At 70.8% G+C, this 20,326-nt stretch carries 22 protein-coding genes; 10 read left to right on the forward strand and 12 right to left on the reverse strand.

What is annotated here, in order from left to right; translation table 11 throughout:
* Positions 1-1,938, reverse strand: a 1,938-nt coding sequence (locus DW299_RS13865; protein WP_240745416.1) for an ABC transporter ATP-binding protein, incomplete at its 3' end; no start/stop codon positions are given.
* A gap of 167 nt (positions 1,939-2,105) precedes the next feature.
* Here DW299_RS13865 and DW299_RS13870 point away from each other — a divergent pair.
* Complete coding sequence (locus DW299_RS13870) at positions 2,106-3,581, forward strand: MDR family MFS transporter (protein ID WP_136036937.1); 1,476 nt, start codon at positions 2,106-2,108, stop codon at positions 3,579-3,581.
* A 29-nt stretch (positions 3,582-3,610) separates the two neighbouring features.
* Here the strand turns inward: DW299_RS13870 and DW299_RS19185 are convergent, their stop codons facing one another.
* Positions 3,611-3,757: a hypothetical protein gene (locus tag DW299_RS19185; protein WP_168387113.1), complete on the reverse strand. Its 147-nt coding sequence runs from the start codon at positions 3,755-3,757 to the stop codon at positions 3,611-3,613.
* A gap of 125 nt (positions 3,758-3,882) precedes the next feature.
* Between DW299_RS19185 and DW299_RS13875 the strand changes: the two genes are divergently transcribed.
* Positions 3,883-4,494 carry a carboxymuconolactone decarboxylase family protein gene (locus DW299_RS13875; protein ID WP_136036938.1) on the forward strand — a complete coding sequence of 204 codons (612 nt, stop codon included), beginning with the start codon at positions 3,883-3,885 and terminating at the stop codon, positions 4,492-4,494.
* A 22-nt stretch (positions 4,495-4,516) separates the two neighbouring features.
* On the forward strand, positions 4,517-5,092 hold the full coding sequence (locus tag DW299_RS13880) for a 1-acyl-sn-glycerol-3-phosphate acyltransferase (protein WP_136036939.1): 576 nt from the start codon (positions 4,517-4,519) through the stop codon (positions 5,090-5,092).
* A 22-nt stretch (positions 5,093-5,114) separates the two neighbouring features.
* On the opposite strand, the gene DW299_RS13885 is transcribed toward DW299_RS13880, so the two are convergent.
* A complete protein-coding gene (locus DW299_RS13885; protein WP_136033511.1) occupies positions 5,115-5,318 on the reverse strand; it encodes a hypothetical protein in 204 nt (67 codons plus the stop codon).
* A gap of 81 nt (positions 5,319-5,399) precedes the next feature.
* On the opposite strand from DW299_RS13885, the gene DW299_RS13890 reads away from it, so the two are divergent.
* Positions 5,400-5,924, forward strand: coding sequence for a DUF6328 family protein (locus tag DW299_RS13890; protein WP_136033509.1), 525 nt, complete (start codon positions 5,400-5,402; stop codon positions 5,922-5,924).
* Between the two features lie 58 nt (positions 5,925-5,982).
* Here the strand turns inward: DW299_RS13890 and DW299_RS13895 are convergent, their stop codons facing one another.
* Complete coding sequence (locus tag DW299_RS13895; RefSeq protein ID WP_136036940.1) at positions 5,983-6,534, reverse strand: Dps family protein; 552 nt, start codon at positions 6,532-6,534, stop codon at positions 5,983-5,985.
* A gap of 119 nt (positions 6,535-6,653) precedes the next feature.
* Here DW299_RS13895 and DW299_RS13900 point away from each other — a divergent pair, with 119 nt between their 5' ends.
* Positions 6,654-7,142: a GNAT family N-acetyltransferase gene (locus tag DW299_RS13900; protein WP_205814405.1), complete on the forward strand. Its 489-nt coding sequence runs from the start codon at positions 6,654-6,656 to the stop codon at positions 7,140-7,142.
* 106 nt (positions 7,143-7,248) lie between these two features.
* Complete coding sequence (locus DW299_RS13905; protein WP_136033504.1) at positions 7,249-7,548, forward strand: Fe-S cluster assembly protein HesB; 300 nt, start codon at positions 7,249-7,251, stop codon at positions 7,546-7,548.
* A 49-nt stretch (positions 7,549-7,597) separates the two neighbouring features.
* Here DW299_RS13905 and DW299_RS13910 read toward each other — a convergent pair whose 3' ends face one another.
* The gene (locus DW299_RS13910) at positions 7,598-8,167 is read right to left on the reverse strand and encodes an alpha/beta fold hydrolase (protein ID WP_136036941.1); all 570 of its coding nucleotides are present in this window, start codon (positions 8,165-8,167) and stop codon (positions 7,598-7,600) included.
* Between the two features lie 146 nt (positions 8,168-8,313).
* Positions 8,314-9,711, reverse strand: coding sequence for a M20/M25/M40 family metallo-hydrolase (locus DW299_RS13915; RefSeq protein WP_205814406.1), 1,398 nt, complete (start codon positions 9,709-9,711; stop codon positions 8,314-8,316).
* A gap of 276 nt (positions 9,712-9,987) precedes the next feature.
* On the opposite strand from DW299_RS13915, the gene DW299_RS13920 reads away from it, so the two are divergent.
* Complete coding sequence (locus DW299_RS13920) at positions 9,988-12,345, forward strand: glycoside hydrolase family 65 protein (protein WP_136036942.1); 2,358 nt, start codon at positions 9,988-9,990, stop codon at positions 12,343-12,345.
* Positions 12,346-12,366: 21 nt separating this feature from the next.
* On the opposite strand, the gene DW299_RS13925 is transcribed toward DW299_RS13920, so the two are convergent.
* The 3 genes from DW299_RS13925 to DW299_RS13935 all read right to left on the reverse strand — a co-directional run bounded on the left by DW299_RS13925 (position 12,367) and on the right by DW299_RS13935 (position 15,036).
* Complete coding sequence (locus DW299_RS13925; RefSeq protein WP_136033498.1) at positions 12,367-12,675, reverse strand: DUF7882 family protein; 309 nt, start codon at positions 12,673-12,675, stop codon at positions 12,367-12,369.
* Positions 12,676-13,159: 484 nt separating this feature from the next.
* Entirely contained in the window at positions 13,160-14,251 is a 1,092-nt protein-coding gene (ychF, locus tag DW299_RS13930; RefSeq protein ID WP_136033496.1) for a redox-regulated ATPase YchF, read from the reverse strand.
* 44 nt (positions 14,252-14,295) lie between these two features.
* The gene (locus tag DW299_RS13935; RefSeq protein ID WP_136036943.1) at positions 14,296-15,036 is read right to left on the reverse strand and encodes a class I SAM-dependent methyltransferase; all 741 of its coding nucleotides are present in this window, start codon (positions 15,034-15,036) and stop codon (positions 14,296-14,298) included.
* Positions 15,037-15,095: 59 nt separating this feature from the next.
* On the opposite strand from DW299_RS13935, the gene DW299_RS13940 reads away from it, so the two are divergent.
* Positions 15,096-15,689, forward strand: a complete 594-nt coding sequence (locus DW299_RS13940; protein ID WP_136036944.1) for a 3'-5' exonuclease — start codon at positions 15,096-15,098, stop codon at positions 15,687-15,689.
* A gap of 55 nt (positions 15,690-15,744) precedes the next feature.
* Positions 15,745-17,145, forward strand: a complete 1,401-nt coding sequence (locus DW299_RS13945; RefSeq protein WP_136036945.1) for a DNA recombination protein RmuC — start codon at positions 15,745-15,747, stop codon at positions 17,143-17,145.
* 26 nt (positions 17,146-17,171) lie between these two features.
* Here the strand turns inward: DW299_RS13945 and DW299_RS13950 are convergent, their stop codons facing one another.
* Positions 17,172-17,456, reverse strand: coding sequence for a hypothetical protein (locus DW299_RS13950; protein WP_136033488.1), 285 nt, complete (start codon positions 17,454-17,456; stop codon positions 17,172-17,174).
* A gap of 193 nt (positions 17,457-17,649) precedes the next feature.
* On the reverse strand, positions 17,650-18,636 hold the full coding sequence (glpX, locus tag DW299_RS13955; protein WP_136033486.1) for a class II fructose-bisphosphatase: 987 nt from the start codon (positions 18,634-18,636) through the stop codon (positions 17,650-17,652).
* Positions 18,637-18,821: 185 nt separating this feature from the next.
* Between glpX and fbaA the strand changes: the two genes are divergently transcribed.
* On the forward strand, positions 18,822-19,850 hold the full coding sequence (gene fbaA, locus DW299_RS13960) for a class II fructose-bisphosphate aldolase (RefSeq protein ID WP_136033484.1): 1,029 nt from the start codon (positions 18,822-18,824) through the stop codon (positions 19,848-19,850).
* A gap of 61 nt (positions 19,851-19,911) precedes the next feature.
* Here the strand turns inward: fbaA and DW299_RS13965 are convergent.
* Positions 19,912-20,326, reverse strand: a 415-nt coding sequence (locus DW299_RS13965; protein ID WP_136036946.1) for a DUF6264 family protein, incomplete at its 5' end; no start/stop codon positions are given.

Raw genomic sequence — 20,326 nt, forward strand, 5'->3', positions numbered from 1 at the left:
GAGCGCCGCCCGCACGCCCCCGGTCGCGGGCTCCCCCGCGTCGTCTTCCTCGATCTCCGCCTCGACGGTGAGCACGCGCGAGGCCGCCACCTGCTGCGCCGCGAGCTCGGCGTAGAGCCCGCCCTGCGCCAGCAGCTCGGCGTGCGTGCCGGACTCGACGATGCGGCCGGCATCGATCACGTGGATCACGTCGGCGCCCATGACGGTGGACAGCCGGTGCGCGATCGAGAGGGTCGTGCGTCCCTTCGCCGCCTCGTCCAGCGCCTCCTGCACGACGCGTTCCGACACGGTGTCGAGCGCCGAGGTCGCCTCGTCGAGCAGCAGCACCGGCGGGTCCTTGAGCAGGACGCGCGCGATCGCGATCCGCTGCTTCTCCCCGCCGGACAACCGGTAGCCGCGTTCGCCGACCACGGTGTCGTAGCCCTTCTCGAACCCGCTGATGATGTGGTGGATGTTGGCCGCGGTGCAGGCGGCGATCAGCTCCTGCTCGGTCGCGTCCGGCTTGGCGTACAGGAGGTTCTCGCGGATGGTCGCATGGAAGAGGTAGGTCTCCTGCGACACGATGCCCACGTCGTCGATGATCGACTCCTGCCGCAGCGTGCGCACGTCGGCGCCGGCGAACAGGACGGTGCCCTCCGTGGCTTCGTACAGGCGCGGTGCGAGGTAGATGATCGTGGTCTTGCCCGCCCCGGACGGCCCGACGAACGCCACGTGCTGCCCCGGCTCCGCCACGAACGACACGCCGTGCAGCGTGGGTCGGGCGTCGGGCGCGGCATCCGGGTAGCGGAACACCACGTCGGCGAACTCCACGCGACCGCGCGGCCCCGGCGCCCGGTCGACCGTGATCGCGTCGGGCGCGTCGGTGATCTCGGGCACCAGGTCGAGGTACTCGAAGATGCGCGCGAACAGCGCGGAGGACGTCTGCAGGTCGAGCGAGACGCGCATGAGCCCCATCAGCGGCATGAGCAGCCGGGCCTGCACGGTCGTGAACGCCACGATGGTGCCGGCGGTGATGGCACCGGTGCCGCCCGCGATGAAGAACCCGGACACGAGATAGATGACGGCGGGGACGCTGGCCATGATCACCTGCACGACCGCGAAGAAGCCCTGACCGCTCATCGCGCGGCGCACCTGGAGGACCACCTGGTTGCGGTTCTCCGCCTGGTAGCGCTCCGACTCGGTGCGCTGCCGGTTGAACGCCTTGGAGAGCAGCATGCCCGACACGCTCAGCGTCTCCTGCGTGATCGACGTGAGCTCCGACAGCGACTCCTGCGTCTCCCCCGCGATGCGCGCCCGCACCTGGCCGACGCGGCGCTGGACGAGCACGAGGAACGGCATCAGCACGACCGCGATCAGGGTGAGACGCCAGTCGATCAGGATCATCGCGACGAGCGAGGCGATCACGGTGACGGCATTGCCGAGGATGCTCGTGACGGTGTTGGTGAGCACGCCGGACACCCCGCCGACGTCGTTCTGCAGGCGCGACTGGATGACCCCGGTCTTGGTACGGGTGAAGAACCCGAGCTCCATCGCCTGCAGGTGCTCGAAAAGGCGCACCCGCAGGTCGCCCGTGACGCTGTTGCCGACGGTCGCGGTGAGCCACGTCTGCACGACGCCGAGTCCGGCCGAGAGCAGGAACAGGGCGACCATCGCGCCCACGAGCCAGGCCAGCAGCTGCAGGTGAGGGCCGCCGCCGTCGACCGGGAAGAGTGCGTCGTCGAAGATGCGCTGCACCAGCAACGGCGGGATGACCGCGATGCCCGCTCCCACGACCACCAGCACGCCCGTCACGAGGATGCGCCACCGGTAGGCGCTGAACAGCGCGACCACGCGGCTGCCCAGGCCCTCGATGCGCGGAGCCTCGGCGTTCTGGCGGCGCTGGGCCTCCTCGTCGACCCCGCGGAACCCGGCCCGTGGCCCGCCGCCCATACCGCCCATGCTCATGGCGCAAGCGTACCCACGGGCGCCGACGTCGCCGCCCGCGGATCTCCGCCCTGAGCGGATATCGCAGGGATCGGAATGAAATGTCCGCGGCACCCGTTACGCTGAGTGACTCCTGCGAACTCTCGCGCCTTCCTTCCCCCTCGATGCCCTGGAGGCCGCCCATGTCTGCCGTCGATACCGGCTCCATCTCGACGCCTCCCGCACAGAGCGGTGAGATCCCCCGCCGCGACATGCGCGTGATCTGGCTCCTGCTCGTCGCGGCCTTCGTCGCCATCCTCAACGAGACCACGATGGGGATCGCGATCCCGCACCTCAACACCGACCTGGGCATCCCGCCCGAGCTCGGGCAGTGGCTCACGAGCGCCTTCATGCTCACCATGGCGGTCGTCATCCCGACGACCGGCTTCATCCTGCAGCGCTTCACGACCCGTCAGGTCTTCATCGCCGCGATGACGGCCTTCTCGCTGGGCACCCTGGTCGCGCTGGTCGCGCCCGGCTTCTCGGTGCTGCTGGTCGGCCGGGTGATCCAGGCCGCGGGCACCGGCATCATGATGCCGCTGCTGATGACGACGATCATGAACGTCGTGCCGCCGCAGTCGCGCGGCCGCATGATGGGCCGGGTCGGCCTCGTGATCTCGCTCGCCCCCGCCATCGGCCCGACGCTCGCCGGCGCCGTGCTCGATGCGTTCAACTGGCGGGCGCTGTTCGCGATCGTGCTGCCCATCGCCCTCGTGTCGCTCGGCATGGGCGTGAAGTGGATGACGAACCTGGGCGAGACCCGCAAGGCTCCGCTCGACGTGCTGTCGATCCCGCTCGCGGCGCTCGGCTTCGGCGGCATCGTGTTCGGACTCAGTCAGTTCGGCGGCGAGGGCGGCTCCGGCGGCACGGCGGGCGTGATCGCGCTGTCGGTCGGCGCCGTGTCGCTCGCGCTGTTCGTGTGGCGTCAGCTGGTGCTGCAGCGCGTGGACGACGCGCTGCTCGACCTCCGGGTGTTCCGCGTCGGCAACTTCTCGCTCGCGGTGATCATCATGACCATCCTGGCGCTGTCGATGTTCGGCACGCTCACGCTGCTCCCGCAGTACCTGCAGAACGTGGCGGGTCTCACGGCGCTGGAGTCGGGGCTGATCCTGCTCCCGGGTTCCGTGCTGATGGGCCTGCTCGGTCCGGTGATGGGCCGCGTGTACGACGCGAAGGGCACGCGCCCGCTGCTCATCCCCGGCACGATCCTGGTCTCGGCGGCACTGTTCTTCTACTCCACCGTGGGCGAGCACACCGTGTGGTGGCTGCTCATCATCGTCCAGGCGGCCATGTCGGTCGGACTCGCGATGTCGTTCACCCCGCTGTTCTCCTCGTCGCTGGGCTCGCTGCACCGGTCGCTGTACTCGCACGGCTCGGCTGTCCTCAACACGCTGCAGCAGGTGGGTGGTGCCGCCGGAGTCGCGCTGCTCACGGTCACGTACTCGGCGATCCTGCACGCGGGAGAAGACGAGGGTCTGTCGCGGGCGGTCGCGGGGGCACCCGGTGCACGCATGGCGTTCCTCATCGCGGCGATCATCTCGCTCGCGGCGGTGGCGCTCAGCCCGTTCGTGCGCAAGCCCGCCGACGATGCCGGTGAGGGCGGCCACGGGGGCCACTGACACCGCCCGGGTGTGACGGCGTCTGTCGCCTACCGCGTCGACGGCGCGGGGAGGTGGCAGACGCCGTTGCTGCAGAAGCCGACGGCATCCCCGTCGAGCACCTCGAGCGCGGCGGGGAGCGGCTGCAGCACGGGCGCGGTCTCCTGCTCGGCGTTGCGCGGCGTCTTCTCGGTCATCCTTCGATGGTACGCCCGCCGGAGAGGGACGGCTCCGCGGCCCTACCCGCGGTGCGCAGTCGGGCGTATCCTTCCGGGTGATGCGGGTCAACGCCCCTCCGGCGGGCCCGGACGAGGGAGTCGACATGATCATCCGCACCCCGATGGCGGCCACCGCCGAAGGTCCCGTCGCCGCCATGTACGACAGCGACATCGCCGAGGACGGCTTCGTCTTCGCCCACACCCAGGCGATGGCCGTGAACCCGGAGGCCTACGCGGCCTTCGAGGCCCTCGTCCACGCGGTGGTGCCGTCGATCGGCGTCCGCGTGTACGAGGCGGCCACGCTCGGCGCCGCCCGCGCGATCGGGTCGCCGCACTGCCTCCTGGCGCACGGACGCCGCGCGGTGCGCATCGGCCAGGTCGACGAGACCGGGCTCGCCGCGTTCGGCGAGGACGACGACAGCGCCTTCGACCCGGCGGAGCAGGCGGTGATCCGGTACGCCGAGCGGCTCTCCCGCGAGCCGGAGGCCATGACCGACGCCGACTCGCAGCGCCTGCGCGACGCGGGGTTCTCCGACCGGCAGATCGTCGACATCACCCTCGCCGCGGCGGCGCGCAACTACTTCAGCCGGGCGCTGCAGGCCCTCGCTGTGCCGGTGGATCCGATGCCGGGGTTGAGCGTCGCGGTCACCGAAGCCCTGACCGGTGGCACCGCGGCGAGGCGGACCGATGGCTCTGCACCGCCAGCCGATCGATAGGCCGCTCCCCTAGCGTGGACGGATGCTCAGACGACTCCTCGCCCGCGTGTTCTGGGCGTTCAGCCGCTGGACGCTCGCCGGCGGCCGCGCGCCGGACCGCCCCACCGTGCTGATCGGCGCCCCGCACACCTCCAACTGGGACTTCGTCCTGATGCTCGCCATCGCCTGGCGGCTCGGCATCGACGTGCACTGGCTGGGCAAGAAGAGCCTGTTCCACGGCTGGCGCGGCCCGATCATGCGACGCCTCGGCGGCATCCCCGTGGATCGCGCCGACCCAGCGAGGGTCGTGGGCGAGGTGGTCGCGCAGGTGCACGCCGGGACCGTGTTCGGCCTGGTGGTGACGCCCGACGGCACCCGCGGCGGGAACGCGTACTGGAAGTCGGGCTTCTACCGCATCGCACGGGAGACCGGCATGCCCGTGACCCTGGGCTTCGTGGACCGCGCGACCATGACGACCGGGCTCGGCCCCACGATGGAGCTGACCGGCGACGTCTCCGCCGACATGGACCGCATCCGCGCGTTCTACGCCGACAAGCACGGCGTCCGTCCCGAGCGGCGGACCGAGCCGCGGCTGCGCGAGGAGACCGAGAGCGCCTGACCGCCCCGGGTCTCCCGCTCGCTCACTCGTCGTCCGGCGCGTGCTTCCGCGCGTACGCGAGGTCGTCCTCGGACAGCGTCTCGATCATGCCGACCACGGCGCCCGTGATCTCCCGGATCTCCTCGCGCACATCCTCGTCCAGGTGCCGGGAGCCGCTGCCGATGACCGCACGGCGCGCGTCGTCGGACAGCTCCGGCCACCACTCGTCGATCGGGGGAAGCGTCATTTCGAGTCCTTTCGAGAGGGGGCGGCGAGCCGGGGCGCAACCTTCTGGACACGACCGGAGCCGCGCCACGAGACTGAGGCTATGACAGCAGATGCACGCCGTGGCCCGGACGATCGGGATGACCGCGACGACGGCCGTGACGAGACCCCGAACGAGCGCGCCGACCGCAACTGGGATGAGCTGCTGCAGGAGCTGCGGGTGATGCAGACTGGCACGCAGATCCTCACCGGGTTCCTGCTCGCGGTGGCGTTCCAGCCGCGCTTCACCGACATGGACGAGCTGCAGCGCGATCTGTACGTGGTGCTGGTGGCCCTGGCCGCGATCGCGACCATCCTCGCCCTCGCTCCGGTCGGCATGCACCGGGCGCTGTTCGGCACCCGGCAGAAGCCGGAGCTCGTCCGTATCGCGGCGCGCATCGTGAAGGTGGACCTGGTGGTGATCGGTGCGCTCACGATCGGTGTCACGACGCTCATCGTCGACTTCACCGTGAACCGCACCGCCGGACTCGTCGCGCTGATCGCGGCGCTCGTGCTGGTCACGGGACTGTGGATGGCGCTGCCGGGATTCCTGCGGCGCGCGCGTGCGAGGGCTCGCGCCGACACCTGATCGCCGCCGCCGCGCGCGGGTGCGCGACGGCGACGGCGATGGCTCTCCACTCCGGTCCTCAGCGGCCGGCGGGGCTGCGGTTCTCGGCGCTCACCATCCAGGCGAACTGCTCCAGGCGCTCGATCACGGCGTGCAGCAGATCGGCCGAGGTGGGGTCCTCCTCGTCCACGTCATCGTGCACCCCGCGCAGCGTGGCCACCGTCGCCTCGAGCCGCTCGGTCACGAGGTCGGTCGTCTCGGTGGTCGAGACCTCGCCGGTGGGGAACTCGGGCAGCGTGGTGGTCTTCGCGATGGTGGCGCTGCGACCGTCCGGCACCGCGTGCAGCGCGCGCATCCGCTCCGCGATGGTGTCGCTGAACGTGCGCGCATCCTCGATGATCTCGTCGAGCTGGCGGTGCGTGTCGCGGAAGTTCCTCCCCACGACGTTCCAGTGCGCCTGCTTGCCCTGCAGCGAGAGCTCGATCAGGTCGACGAGCACCGCCTGCAGGTTCGCGGCGAGCGTGGGCGAAGCGGTGAACCCCTTCTCCGCGTTCTGCTGCCGGGTGGTCTTGGCCCGCGTGCTCGCGCGGCTCTTCGCGCCGCCGGTCTTCTTCGTCTTGGTGTCTGCCATGGTGTGACCTCCTGCCGCGACCGTAGCCGCCCGCGCCTGGCCGGATCGAGGGGGTTGACACTCGCCGGGCTCACGGTCGAACGTGGCGGAGTCCCCCGGACGCAGAGAGAGGCGGAACCGTGACCAGCACCGAACAGAACGAGGGCCCCGAGATCGTGATCTCGCCTATCAGCGACGCCGACGCGGGCGAGGTGCTGACCGTCCAGCGCGCGGCCTTCGTGTCGGAAGCGGCGATCTACGGCAGCGTGGACATGCCGCCGCTGACCCAGACGCTCGCGGAGCTGGAGGCCGAGCTGCGGTCCGAGTCCGGTTTCACGGCTCGCATCGACGGACGGCTGGTCGGCGCGATCCGGTACGTCGAGAAGGACGACCTGCTGCTCATCGGGCGCATCGCCATCGCGCCCGACATGCAGGGCGAGGGCATCGGCCGCCGGTTGCTGGAAGCCGCGGAGCAGGCGTCGCGGGCACCGGTCGCCGAGCTGTTCACGGGGAGCCTCAGCGAGGCGAACATCCGGCTGTACGAGTCGTGCGGCTACGTCGAGCACGAGCGCGTGCCCGACGGGGACGGCACCGCGCAGGTGTTCCTGCGCAAGCGGCTGCGAGAGTAAACGCGAGGCTCGGATGACGCAAGGGGGTGGAGGCTCGCGGCGGTGACGGGGATCGTGGAAGCACGTGTCGCGACCGCGGCACGACCCGACCGGAAAGGAGAGCTTCGTGCTCACCCTCACCGACAACGCCACCGCCATCGTCTCGACCCTCGTGAGTCGACAGAACGACGCGCCGGACGCGGGTCTGCGGATCCACTCCGCCCCGGCTCAGGATGACGCAGGGGCGGCGCACCTCGCCGTCGCCGTGACGGCCGACCCGGAACCGGCGGATCAGGTGGTGGAGATCCAGGGAACGCGCCTGTTCCTCGACGATGCGGCCGCGGCCGCTCTCGACGACAAGATCCTCGACGCGGGAGTCGACGACGAGGGCTCCGTCTCCTTCGCGGTGCTCCCGCAGGTCGCCTGACCCACGGACTCCGGATGCCGCGGCCGACTCGGTCGCGGCATCCGTGCGTTCAGTCCCAGTCGAGGTACTCCTCCAGCACCACGGCGGTCTCGATCGGGTGCGTCATGGGGAAGAGGTGGCCTCCGCCGTCGATCCGCTTGATGCTCGCACGCTCGGGAGCGGCGGCCTGCAGGCGCTCGGCGTTCGCCTCCGGGGTGTCCGTGTCGTCGGTCCCCTGGATCAGCAGCACCGGGATCACCGGAGCCAGCGGAACCTCCACGTCCTCCACCCCCAGCAGCGCCAGCCCGTTCACCCGGTCGGGGTGCGCGACGGCGAAGGAGCGGGCGACCGTGCCTCCGAAGCCGTGTCCGCCGATCCAGGTGTCTTCGAGGCCCACGTGGTCGATCACGGCGAGCGCGTCCGCCACGCGGTCGTCGAGCGAGGCGTCGACGCCGTCCGCGCGGTGGCCGATGCGCAGCACGTGGAATCCGGCCTCCTCGGCGAGGTAGTGCCCCACGACGCCGAGCACGTCGGCGGCCAGGTCGCGCTCCTGGATGAGCACCAGCTTGACGGGTCCGTCGCCCTCGTCCACGAAGGGGATGGCGCGGCCGTCTGGCTCGAAGATCTGGGTGTCGGTCATCGGCGTCGGTCTCCTCGTGCCGTCGGTGTCAGGGACGCAGGCGGTCGTCCACGCCGGGCTCCTGCGACCCGCGCCGCGGCCGAGACCGCCTGCGTCCAGCGTAGCCCGCCGGGGGCCGCGCCTCCTCCTCGCGACCCCCGGCGGAGTCATCGTGGGCGCCCCAGTTCACGCCACAGGTGAGCGAGCGTCGCGGCACCGGCCACGAACATCCGCAGGTCGAGGCTCTCGTCGCTCGCGTGCCAGTGGTCCTCGGGAAGACCCGTGCCGAGGAAGTGCACGGGAGCGTCGAGGTGTCGCGACAGCCAGTCGGCCGGGCCTCCCCCGGCGTTGCCCATGCGGCCCTGCACCGGGATGCCGAATCCGCGGCCGAGGGCCCGTTCGAGCGCGTCAGTCACCTCGCCAGGGGGCGAGACGTACGGCTCCTGGGCGATGTCCTCGTCGACCTCGAGCGTGTAGGTCGCCCCGTCGGGCATCACGGCGGCCACGTGGGAGCGGAGCAGGTCCGCGATGTCCGGGATGCGCTGGTCGGGCACGGTCCGCACGCTGAGCGATGCCGTGGCCTCGCGCGGGATGACCGATCGCTCGATGCCGTCCGGATCGCCGGCGAGCAGCGAGATGACCTCGATCGCCGGACGCGTCCACAGACGCTCCAGCGGCGTGAACCCGTCCTCGCCGACGATCGCCCGGGTCTCGGTGCGCGTGATCCAGTCCTGCTCGTCGAACGGCAGGGCGGCGAACTCCGCCCTGCGCTCGGCGGAGGTCTCGGCGACGCGGTCATGGAAGCCGGGGATCGCGATGCGCCCGTCCGGGTGATGCAGTCCGCCGAGCACGCGGGACAGCACGAGCGCCGGGTTGAGCGTGACCCCGGACGCGACACCGCTGTGCACGTCGCGCTCCGGTCCCCTGATCGTGAGCGTCGCCGTCAGGGTGCCGCGCATCGAGGTCACCGGGGCGGGGGCATCCACCCGCCACTGGATCGTGTCGGAGAAGACGACGAGATCGCAGGCGAAGCGCTCCGGCTCCTCGTCGAGCAGACGGCGGAGGTTCGGCGATCCGATCTCCTCCTCCCCGTCGATCAGCAGCTTGAGGTTCACGCGCGGGGGCGTGCCGTCGACCGCGGCTGCCGCGCGCAGCGCCCAGACGTGCGCGAGCACCTGTCCCTTCGCGTCCGACGCCCCGCGGCCGTACAGGCGGCCGTCGCGGCGCACGGGGGTGAAGGGGGCCGTCTCGCTCCACTCCTCCGGCTTCGCGTGGCGCACGTCGTGGTGGCTGTAGACCAGCACGGTGGGAGCCCCAGGGACGGGCGCGCTCTCGCCGTACACCGTCACGGACTCGCCGACCGGAAGGAGGGTCGTGCGCAGTCCCGCGTCGCGCAGCTCCCCCGCGATCCATCGGGCGGAGCGCTCCATGTCCTGCCGCCTGTCAGGGTCCGCCGACACCGAGGGGATCGCGACCCAGGCGGAGAGCCGGTCGACGATCTCATCGAGGTTCGCGCGCAGGAAGCCAGCGATCGGGTCGGTGTTCTCCTGAGAATCCTCCGCCATGCGACCACCCTGGTCTGCACCACGGGGCGGGGACCAGGGGTTGACGGCGGGGCGAGCACCGGCTATCCGCTCGCCGTCGCCCGAGGCGCGAGCGCGGGGGGCCGTCGTCTACCCGACGCGCCGGGCTCGGCGCAACTCCCTCGTCCCCGTGAGGACCCCGCGCTAGCGTCGCAGTTCCCGGTCTTCGGCAGAAGGGAACGCCATGCTCCACGTCGGCCCCGCCCCGCACCTCCCCGAACGGCCCCGCCGTCCGCGAGACCTGCGGACGGCACGGGCATGACGGCGGCGTTCCGCGTCGAGCCGTGGTCGGTGAGCATCGCCGGGGTGGATGTCGAGCATCTGGCGCAGGAGGAGTCGGTGTTCGGACTCTCCAACGGGCACATCGGCTGGCGCGGCAATCTCGACGAGGGCGACCCGCGCGGTGTCGCCGGCAGCTACCTCAACGGGGTCTTCGAGGATCATCCGATGCCGCATGCCGAAGACGGCTACGGCTATCCCGAGACCGGGCAGAGCGTCATCAACGTGCCCAACGGTCAGCTCATCCGTCTGCTCGTGGACGATGAGCCTTTCGACGTGGAGCACGGCACGGTGCACCGGCATGAGCGGCGCCTCGATCTGCGGGACGGGACGCTGCACCGCGAGCTGGAGTGGGAGTCGGCGGCGGGTCGGCGCGTGCAGGTCGCGTCCACCCGGCTCGTGTCGCTGCGGCACCGCTCGCTCGCCGCTGTCCGGTATCGCGTGACGGCGCTGGAGCCCGTGGCGGTCACGGTCCTGTCGGAGGTGCTGGCGAACGAGCCGCTGCCCTCGCCGCACGCCGATCCCCGTGTGCAGGAGCTGCTCTCCCGTCCGCTTCAGACCGTGGACTCCGCGGTGCTGGGGTCGCGCACCACGCTGCTGCACCGCACCAGGCGCAGCGGCATCCACGTGGCGGTGAGCGCCGATCACACGGTTTCCTCGACCGCCACCACCGCGCCCACGGTCACCGTGGAGGCCGACGGCGACCTGGCGCGCACCCGCGTCCACGTGGCGCTGGCGGCGGGCGAGGAGCTCGAGGTCGTGAAGTTCGTGGGCCACGAGTGGTCGGACTCGCTGACGCCCCAGACGCTTCGCGACCGCGCGGACGAGGCCGTCGAGGAGGCCGTGCGCCTCGGGTGGGAGTCGGTCGCGACGGGACAGCGCGAGGCGCTCGACGCGTACTGGGAGTGCGGCGACGTGCGGGTCGAGGGCGACCCCCGTCTGCAGCAGGCCGTGCGGTACGCGCTCTTCCAGGTGTTCCAGGCGGCGGCGCGTGCCGAGGTGCGCTCGGTGCCGGGCAAGGGGCTCACGGGCTCCGGGTACGAGGGGCACACGTTCTGGGACTTCGAGGCGTTCGTGCTCCCCGTGCTCACCTCGACCGCGCCCGACGCGGCCCTGCAGGCGCTGCGCTGGCGGTACGCGACGCTCGATCACGCCCGCGAACGCGCGCGCACTCTGCACCTGGACGGGGCGACCTTCGCCTGGCGCACGATCGACGGACGCGAGAGCTCCGGCTACTGGCCGGCCAGCACGGCGGCGTTCCACATCAACGCGGCGGTGGCCGGCGCCGTGATGCAGTACGTCAGGGCGACGGGAGACCGCGACTTCGAGCGCGACGCCGGCGCGGAGATCCTGATCGAGACCGCGCGGCTGTGGCTGTCGCTCGGCCGCTGGGACGACGACGGCGGCTTCCATCTCGACGGGGTCACCGGCCCTGACGAGTACTCCGCGATCGTCGACGACAACACCTACACGAACCTGGCGGCGCGACGGAACCTGCGCGGTGCGGTGGCCGCGGCCCGACGCCACATCGAGGTCGCGGAGCGGCTCGGGGTCGACGACGCCGAGGTCTCGCGCTGGAACGACGCCGCTGACGCGATGACGGTGCCGTTCGACGAGCGGCGCCGCGTGCACGAGCAGTTCGCGGGGTCGACGCGGCATGCCGTGTGGGACTTCGACGCCACGCGACCCGAGCAGTACCCGCTGCACAGTCACTTCCCGTACTTCGACCTGTACCGCAAGCAGGTCGCGAAGCAGGCCGACCTGGTGCTCGCGCTGTACACGGAGCACGACGAGTTCACGCGGGAGGAGAAGGCCAGGGCGTTCGCGTACTACGAGGCCCTCACGGTGCGCGACTCCTCACTCTCGGCCATGGCGCAGGCGGTGATCGCGGCGGAGCTCTGGCACCTCGACCTCGCCGCGGCGTACCTCGCGGAGCTCGCCGCGCTCGACCTCGACGACCTCCACGGCAACACCGCCGAGGGGTTGCACATCGCGGCGCTCGCGGGCATCTGGACCGGTATCACCGCGGGCTACGGGGGCATGCGCGACAGCGACGCCGGCCTCTCGTTCCACCCCCGGCTCCCCCGCAACATCACGCGGCTCGGGTTCGGGGTGCGCCTGCACGGGTGCATCCTGCATGTCGACATCACGCCCGACGACACGACCTACCGCCTGAGCGCGGGCGACCCCGTCACGGTGCGGCACGCGGGCCGAGCGGTGCAGCTCATCGCGGGCGAGCCCGTGACCCTGCCCACGCCGCCACCGGAGTCCCCGCTCACCCCCGAGCCGTCGCAGCCGCGCTGGCGAGAGCCCGGCGAAGCGCGCGAGGAGGGGTGAGCCCGCGCGCGCGACCTCGTGTCAGGCCGAGCTTTCGTCGCTGAGCTCGTCGAGCACGAGCTCGCCCCGGGCGTTCAGGCGCTCCATCATGCGCTCGAGCCGCGCCGGGTCGATCTTCGGCGGCGGCTCCTCGTCGAACTCCAGGACCAGCGGGATGCTCGGGTGCATCCACGCCGAGAGGCGCCCGGGATGCTTCTTCCCCGAGGGCCACGTCATCATGAAGCTCTCCTGACGGCGGAGCTTCGTCGAGATCACGATCTTCAGATGCACCAGGACGTCGTCGTCGACCTCGATCGGCGGCCGCGAGCTGTTGTACTCCAGCTTTCCCATGATCGAACTCTAAGCGTTCCCAGGAACACCGACGACCACTTCTCGCATCAGTTGTTGAAGCGGAATTCCACGACGTCGCCGTCCTGCGCAGGTCGTTCCGCTTCCAGACTGCGCTCATACGCCATATCTTTGACTGATGGCTCCCTCAACCCGCAAGATATTCTCCGTCGGACGCCGGATGCTGGTCTTTGTCGCGGTTGGGTTCGCGTGCGGTGCGCTAGTGGGCGTCCTGGTCGTGCTTGCCTGGTTGCCAGGAGCGATGGTGACCTATTCGGAGAATCCCCAGTTCGTTGATCCTCGAACGTCGGGCGTTGCATGGAGCGCCGCGTTTGCGGTTGTCGGCGGAGCACTTGGATCGCTCGTCGGACTGGGCGCGGGGGTCATTCGTACCGCCATGGATTCGGAGGATGTAAACACCCCGTTGGCGCACTCTTGAACCGACGACCGCATCGTCGCCTGCCCTTGAATGACGTCGTCTAGCGGCTTACTTCGACCCGCCAGATGTGTTTCCGATACGGAACTCCACGACGTCGCCGTCCTGCATGACGTAGTCCTTGCCCTCCAGCCGGGCCTTGCCCTTCGCGCGGGCCTCCTGCACGGAGCCGGTGGCGACGAGGTCGTCGAACGACACGATCTCGGCCTTGATGAAGCCCTTCTCGAAGTCGGTGTGGATCACGCCGGCGGCCTGCGGGGCCTTCCATCCCTTGCCGATCGTCCACGCCCGCGCTTCCTTCGGTCCGGCGGTGAGGTACGTCTGCAGCCCGAGGGTGTCGAAGCCGATGCGTGCGAGCTGGTCGAGGCCGGACTCCTCCTGGCCCGTCGAGGCGAGCAGCTCGGCCGCGTCCTCCGGGTCCAGGTCCTTCAGTTCCGACTCGATCTTGGCGTCGAGGAAGATCGCCTGCGCGGGCGCGACCAGGGCCGCGAGCTCCGCCTTGCGCGCGTCGTCGGTGAGCACGGCTTCGTCGACGTTGAACACGAAGATGACCGGCTTGACGGTCAGCAGGCCGAGCTCGCGGATCGGCGCGAGGTCGAGGCCGCTCGTGGACAGCAGCACGCCGCGCTCCAGCGCGTCCTTCGCCGCCTGCGCCGCTTCGAGGACCGACGGGTCGATCTTCTTCCCGCGCACCTCCTTCTCGTACCGGGTGATCGCCTTCTCGACGGTCTGCAGATCGGCGAGCATGAGCTCGGCGTTGATGGTCTCCATGTCGGACGCCGGGTTCACCGCACCGTCGACGTGCACCACGTCGTCGTCGGAGAAGCCGCGCACGACCTGGGCGATCGCGTCCGCCTCGCGGATGTTCGCGAGGAACTGGTTGCCGAGCCCCTCTCCCTCGCTGGCTCCGCGCACGATGCCCGCGATGTCGACGAACGACACGGCGGCGGGGAGGATGCGCTCGCTGCCGAAGATCTCGGCGAGCTTCTCGAGCCGCGGGTCGGGCAGGTTCACCACGCCGACGTTCGGCTCGATCGTCGCGAACGGGTAGTTCGCCGCGAGCACGTCGTTCTTGGTGAGAGCGTTGAAGAGGGTGGACTTGCCGACGTTGGGCAGGCCGACGATACCGATAGTGAGAGCCACGGGGTACGAGTCTACCTGGGGGCCATGATGCTGCCGCGCGGGGCTCAGTCGCGCACGGCGCGGAACGCCCTCGTCACGTACGGCAGCTCGATCGTGGCGTCGTCGTGCAGCCCCAGCTCGTCGAACAGGGCGTCCATGTCGCGCCGGATACGCGCCTTCTCCGCGTCGTCGGCCGTGATGACGTAGCTGCGCGACGACGCCATGCGGTGCATCACCTCGCGCGTCACCGGACGCACCCACTCCCAGCGCTCCTGCTCCAGCCCGCCGAACGGCGCGGCCACCACGGGGTCGCCCGCGGCGAGCATGATCTCGGCGTTGCTGCCGTGCATGATGTCGGTCAGGCGACGCACCCAGTCCACACGCTCGTCGCGCAGGTTCCAGACCAGCCCGAGCACCCCGCCGGGGCGCACGACGCGGCCGATCTCCGCGGAGGCCGCGACCGGATCGACCCAGTGCCATGCCTGGCCCAGCACCACCGCGTCGACGCTCGCATCGGGCAGCGGGAGGCGCTCGGCCGTGCCGACGAAAGTGGGCACTCCGGGCACCGCGTCGCGCAGGGCGGCGAGCATCGCGGGATCCGGATCCACCGCGACGACCTCCGCGCCCTCCCCCGCGACGAGGGCACGGGTGAGCTTGCCGGTGCCCGCGCCGACGTCGGCGATACGGCGGGCTCCTGCCGGCGCGCGGTCGAGCATCCACGCGACCGCCTCGAACGGGTATTCGGGGCGACCGACCTCGTAGCTGCCCGCCTGGCCGCCGAAGGAGGTCGCCTGCTCGTCGCTCATGTGGCCAGCCTACGGCGAGTCTGCGACCCGACGTCGGAGGCCCGGGAGAGAGTGAAGACGTGCCACTGGACTTCACTGCGATCGACTTCGAGACCGCGAACTCCAGCCCGGCCTCCGCCTGCGCCGTCGGACTCGTCCGCGTGCGCGGCGGCGAGGTCGTCGCCACCGCGGGCTGGCTCATCCAGCCGCCGCCCGGTCACGACGAGTTCATGGAGTGGAACGTCCGCATCCACGGCATCCGGCCGGAGCACGTCGCGACGGCCCCCTCCTGGGCGGATCAGTTCGACCGTCTGTGCGCCTTCGCCGGTGCCGACGTGCTCGTGGCGCACAACGCCGGATTCGACCTCAACGTGCTGCGCCGTGCGGCGGAGGCCACGGGTCAGATCTGCCCGCCCTACCGCTCGCTGTGCAGCCTGCAGGTGGCCCGCAAGACCTACCAGCTCGACTCGTACCGGCTCCCGCTCGCCGCGGCCGCCGCTGGGTACGACGAGTTCTCCCATCACGATGCCCTCGCCGACGCCCGCGCATGCGCGCACATCGTGGTCGATGCCGCTCGGCGCGCCGCGGCCGCCGACGTCTTCGCCCTCGCCGACGCCCTGAGCCTGCGGGTGACCGAGCCCGCCCTCCCCACCCTGGAGCGCGCGGTCGCCTGAGACCGCTCAGCGGTGCCTCCCGGCGAATGTCCGACCCCGGGGGCACGATGGGCCCATGGATGCGCTGACGATCGTTCTGCTCCTCGTGGCCGTGGCCGCGGGCGTCGCCCTGGGCTGGTTCCTGCGCGCGAGTCGGGGCGCCGCCGAGCTCGCCCGTGCCGAGGCCGAGCTCGCGGCCGCCCGTGACGACCGCGACCGGCAGTACGACCTGTATCGCGACGCGGTCGAGCACGGCCGCGCGGAGCAGCGCGCCGAGGCCCTGCGTGTGCAGCAGCAGAACGCCGTGCTGCAGGCGCTCGCCCCGGTGCGCGAGAGTCTGCAGCAGATGCAGTCCAAGGTCGCGGCCATCGAGCACGAGCGGCACGAGCAGTTCGGCACCCTCGCGGAACAGCTGCGGCGTGCGCAGGAGTCCGACGAGGCCCTGCGCGCGACCACGGAGTCGCTCGCCGGAGCGCTGAAGTCGACCGCGACGCGCGGGGTGTGGGGCGAAGCACAGCTGCGCCGGGTGGTGGAGGCCGCCGGGCTCTCGCGCCACGTCGACTTCGATCTGCAGACCACGATCTCCTCGGACCGCGGGCAGGGGCGCCCCGACATGGTCGTGCGGCTCGCCGGCGGCACGTCGATCGCGGTCGACGCGAAGGTTCCGCTCGACGCCTACCTCGAGGCCTCGGCGCTGCCCGTTGGCGACGCGCACGAGGCGCAGCGTCGCGCACACCTCCAGAAGCACGTGAAGGCCGTGCGCGCACACGTCGACGCCCTGGCGAAGAAGGCGTACTGGTCGGGCCTCGACGCGAGTCCCGAGTTCGTGATCTGCTTCCTGCCGAGCGAGTCGCTGCTCGCGACGGCCATCGACGAAGACCCGACGCTGCTCGACTACGCCTTCAGCCGCCGTGTGGCCCTCGCCTCCCCCGTCAACCTGTGGGCCGTGCTGAAGACCGTCGCCTACACGTGGACGCAGCAGGAGGTGTCGACCGAAGCACGTCGTCTGCTGACCCTGGGCACGCAGCTGTACGAGCGCCTCGGCACGCTCGCCGGTCATGCCGACGATCTGCGCCGGGCGCTCGAGCGCACGGTCGACAGCTACAACCGGTTCGCGGGGTCACTCGAGTCGCGTGTGCTCGTGACGGCGCGGCAGTTCCCCGGAGTGGACGCGTCCGCGCTCAGCGCTCCGCCCGTCGTCACAGCGGACGGTCGTCGCTTCACCGCGGCGGAGCTGATCGGCACCGGTGGGGCCGGGCCGACCGTCGATGCCGCGCCGACCTCCGAAGCCGCGGCGGCGGTCGAACCCGCATCCACGGCCGTGCCGGTGGACAGCGGCGTGTCACGCACGGCCTCCGGAGCAGCGGAGCCCGCGGCGGCGCCGGGCGAGACCCCGGACCTCCTGGACGGCCTCAGGGCCGACGTCGGCGAGGTGCGACGACGCCTGGATGAGGCGCAGACGTCCCGCCACGAATGAGCCGGAACGGCCAGGACGAGGACGCGTCAGGCGACGCCGGGCACGCCGCTGAGCAGCAGGATGACGAGGCCGCTTGTGGCGAGGAAGGCGCCGATCATCCACCAGGCGCTGATCTCGTGGCCCTCGTCACGTCGAACGCGGAACAGCACGTCGGCCCGACGAGCCGGGTCAACCTGCGGTTTCGCGGGGGCGGCCGGTGTGGTCACGGCGGCCTCGGCATCGGCGCTCACCCGGAGGATGCGTCCCGTGTTGGTGGTGATGATCTTGGTCGGTGCGGCGCTGGTCGAGCCACTCGTGTGCTGCGTTGTCATGCGTTCGCCCTCCTGTGCCTGCGGTGCCTGGCGGCTCCGTCGACGGCGACAAACCCAGTGACAATTGTGACACGACGCCTCGCGCGACCGGTGCCACGGTTCGCGCGCGCCGGTACCGGCTCGATAACGATGGCGTCGCCCGACACGGGCAGCCTTCGAGCTCAGAGCAGTCGATCAGCCGCGGAAGGAAATGTCACAGCCACTTCGACACGAGGTGCTCCGAGGCGATGCGGCGCAGTGTTCCCGAGGCCCCGCGCAGCACGACGCTCTCCGTGTAGACGTAGCCGCGCTCCCGGCGCACCCCCGCCACGAGCTGTCCGTCGGTGACGCCCGTCGCCACGAAGATCGTGTTGTTGCCGCGCACGAGGTCGTCCGCCTCGTACACCCTGTCCATGTCGAGTCCCGCGTCGATCCCGCGCTGGCGCTCGTCGTCGTCCCGCGGCCACAGCCGCCCCTGGATGTGACCGCCGAGGGCCTTGATGGCGCACGCGGTGACGATGCCCTCGGGGCTCCCGCCCACGCCCACGCACATGTCGGTGCGCGCATCGTGGCGGGCCGCGTTGATCCCGCCGGCCACATCGCCGTCGCTCATCAGCCGGGTGCCGGCGCCCGCATCGCGGATGTCCTGGATCAGCTGCTCGTGCCGTGGACGGTTCAGCACCGACACCACGATCTCGTCGACCGGCTTGTCGAGCGCGCCCGCGAGCCGGCGGATGTTCTCGCCGATCGGGAGCCGGATGTCGACCACGCCCACGCCCGCCGGTCCCGTCACGAGCTTGTCCATGTAGAAGACGCTGGACGCGTCGAGCATCGTGTCGCGGTCGGACACCGCGATCACGGAGAGGGCGTTCTGTCGTCCGGCGGCCGTGAGGGACGTGCCGTCGATGGGGTCGACCGCGATGTCGCACAGCGGGCCCTGCCCGGTACCGACGACCTCGCCGTTGAACAGCATCGGGGCGTTGTCCTTCTCCCCCTCGCCGATCACCACGCGGCCCTGGAAGTCGACCGTGCCGAGGAACGCGCGCATCGCGTCGACCGCGGCACCGTCGGCCGCCTCCTTCGCGCCGCGACCGATGAAGGGCACGGCGCGGATCGCTGCCGCCTCCGTCGCGCGGACGAGCTCCATCGCCAGGTTGCGGTCGGGACGGAGCGGGCTCAGGTCGGCAGTCAGACTCACCATGCGGCCAGCCTAGCTACGTAGGCGCGCGAACAGCCCTCCTTTCCGCCGGTATCTCGCGAAGGAATCGCACTTCTTAACAGCACGGCAGATCGTGCGCCGCCGAACGCTCCGCTCGCCTGCACGAGCCGGACAGGCGCCCCGATAGAGTGGCACCTGTCCCGGCTTCACCTACCGCAGGAGTTCTCATGCCCGTCGCCACCCCGGATCAGTACGCCGAAATGCTCGACCGCGCGAAGGCCGGCGGCTTCGCATACCCCGCGTTCAACGTGTCCAGCTCGCAGACCATCAACGCCGTCCTGCAGGGACTCACCGAGGCCGGCTCCGACGGCATCATCCAGGTCACCACGGGCGGCGCCGACTACTTCGCCGGTCACACGGTGAAGGCCCGCGCGACCGGCGCCCTCGCCTTCGCGCGCTACGCCACCGAGGTCGCCAAGAACTACCCGGTCACCGTCGCGCTGCACACCGACCACTGCCCGAAGGACGCCCTCGCCGGCTTCGTCGAGCCGCTGATCGCCGCCTCCGAGGAAGAGGTCAAGGCCGGCCGCAACCCGATCTTCCAGTCGCACATGTGGGACGGCTCGGCCGTGCCGCTGGCGGAGAACATCGAGATCGCCAAGGAGCTCCTTCCCCGGATGAAGGCGATCAACGCGATCCTCGAGGTCGAGATCGGCGTCGTCGGCGGCGAGGAGGACGGCGTCGCGCACGAGGGCTCGAACGAGGCGCTCTACACGACGTTCGGCGATGTCGACCAGGCCGTGCAGGCGCTGGGCCTCGGCGAGCAGGGCCGCTACATCGCCGCGCTCACGTTCGGCAACGTGCACGGCGTGTACAAGCCCGGCGGCGTGAAGCTGCGCCCCGAGCTGCTGGGCGAGATCCAGGCCGAGGTCGCCGCGAAGTACAACACCGGACCCAAGCCGCTCGACCTCGTCTTCCACGGCGGATCCGGCTCGACCGACGAGGAGATCGCGCTCGCGGTCGCCAACGGCGTCGTCAAGATGAACATCGACACCGACACCCAGTACGCCTACACCCGCGCGATCGCGGACTACATGTTCAAGAACTACGACGGCGTGCTGAAGGTCGACGGCGAGGTCGGCAACAAGAAGCAGTACGACCCCCGCGCCTGGGGCAAGATCGCCGAGTCGGCGATGGCCGCTCGCGTGGTCGAGTCGACGCGTCAGCTCGGTTCGCACGGTCAGTCGAAGAGCTGATCGCAGGATCACGAACGAAGGGGCCCGGCACTGTGCCGGGCCCCTTCTCGTTCACGGGAGATCAGCGGACGGTGCCGGCCGTCTGCTCCAGGTAGGCAAGGAAGGCCGGGTCGTTCATCATCGGCACGGCGAGGCACAGCGACACCACGATCACCGTCACGATCGCGCCGACGACCGGCAGCCACCACGTCAGGCGACCACGGCGGAGGCGCCGGATCGACAGCGCCGCCGTGATGCACCAGCCCAGGACCAGCACGATCGCCGCGATCGTCCCCCAGGGACGACCCATGGCGTAGTTGGTGAACTCCCCCTCGATCCCGAGGATCGACATGGTCTCGTTCATGACGCGGCCGATATCGAGGTAGGACAGTCCGGTCACCACGACGTTCACGAGGCCGTAGGCGAGCAGCGCGATGGTCACGATCCGGTCGACGGGCCGGCGGCTCGTCGTGCCCCTGCTCGGCGATCCCGAGCGC

Origin of the sequence: Microbacterium sp. K35 (genome assembly GCF_004794375.1) — a bacterium.
Lineage (GTDB): Bacteria > Actinomycetota > Actinomycetes > Actinomycetales > Microbacteriaceae > Microbacterium > Microbacterium sufflavum.

Bases quoted from the DNA above. Each gene is read 5' to 3' on its own strand.
- DW299_RS13870 (WP_136036937.1), top strand. From the start codon at position 2,106: ATGTCTGCCGTCGATACCGGCTCCATCTCGACGCCTCCCGCACAGAGC.
- DW299_RS19185 (WP_168387113.1), bottom strand. From the start codon at position 3,757: ATGACCGAGAAGACGCCGCGCAACGCCGAGCAGGAGACCGCGCCCGTG.
- DW299_RS13875 (WP_136036938.1), top strand. From the start codon at position 3,883: ATGATCATCCGCACCCCGATGGCGGCCACCGCCGAAGGTCCCGTCGCC.
- DW299_RS13880 (WP_136036939.1), top strand. From the start codon at position 4,517: ATGCTCAGACGACTCCTCGCCCGCGTGTTCTGGGCGTTCAGCCGCTGG.
- DW299_RS13885 (WP_136033511.1), bottom strand. From the start codon at position 5,318: ATGACGCTTCCCCCGATCGACGAGTGGTGGCCGGAGCTGTCCGACGAC.
- DW299_RS13890 (WP_136033509.1), top strand. From the start codon at position 5,400: ATGACAGCAGATGCACGCCGTGGCCCGGACGATCGGGATGACCGCGAC.
- DW299_RS13895 (WP_136036940.1), bottom strand. From the start codon at position 6,534: ATGGCAGACACCAAGACGAAGAAGACCGGCGGCGCGAAGAGCCGCGCG.
- DW299_RS13910 (WP_136036941.1), bottom strand. From the start codon at position 8,167: ATGACCGACACCCAGATCTTCGAGCCAGACGGCCGCGCCATCCCCTTC.
- DW299_RS13915 (WP_205814406.1), bottom strand. From the start codon at position 9,711: ATGGCGGAGGATTCTCAGGAGAACACCGACCCGATCGCTGGCTTCCTG.
- DW299_RS13920 (WP_136036942.1), top strand. From the start codon at position 9,988: ATGACGGCGGCGTTCCGCGTCGAGCCGTGGTCGGTGAGCATCGCCGGG.
- DW299_RS13925 (WP_136033498.1), bottom strand. From the start codon at position 12,675: ATGGGAAAGCTGGAGTACAACAGCTCGCGGCCGCCGATCGAGGTCGAC.
- DW299_RS13935 (WP_136036943.1), bottom strand. From the start codon at position 15,036: ATGAGCGACGAGCAGGCGACCTCCTTCGGCGGCCAGGCGGGCAGCTAC.
- DW299_RS13945 (WP_136036945.1), top strand. From the start codon at position 15,745: ATGGATGCGCTGACGATCGTTCTGCTCCTCGTGGCCGTGGCCGCGGGC.
- DW299_RS13950 (WP_136033488.1), bottom strand. From the start codon at position 17,456: ATGACAACGCAGCACACGAGTGGCTCGACCAGCGCCGCACCGACCAAG.
- glpX (WP_136033486.1), bottom strand. From the start codon at position 18,636: ATGGTGAGTCTGACTGCCGACCTGAGCCCGCTCCGTCCCGACCGCAAC.
- fbaA (WP_136033484.1), top strand. From the start codon at position 18,822: ATGCCCGTCGCCACCCCGGATCAGTACGCCGAAATGCTCGACCGCGCG.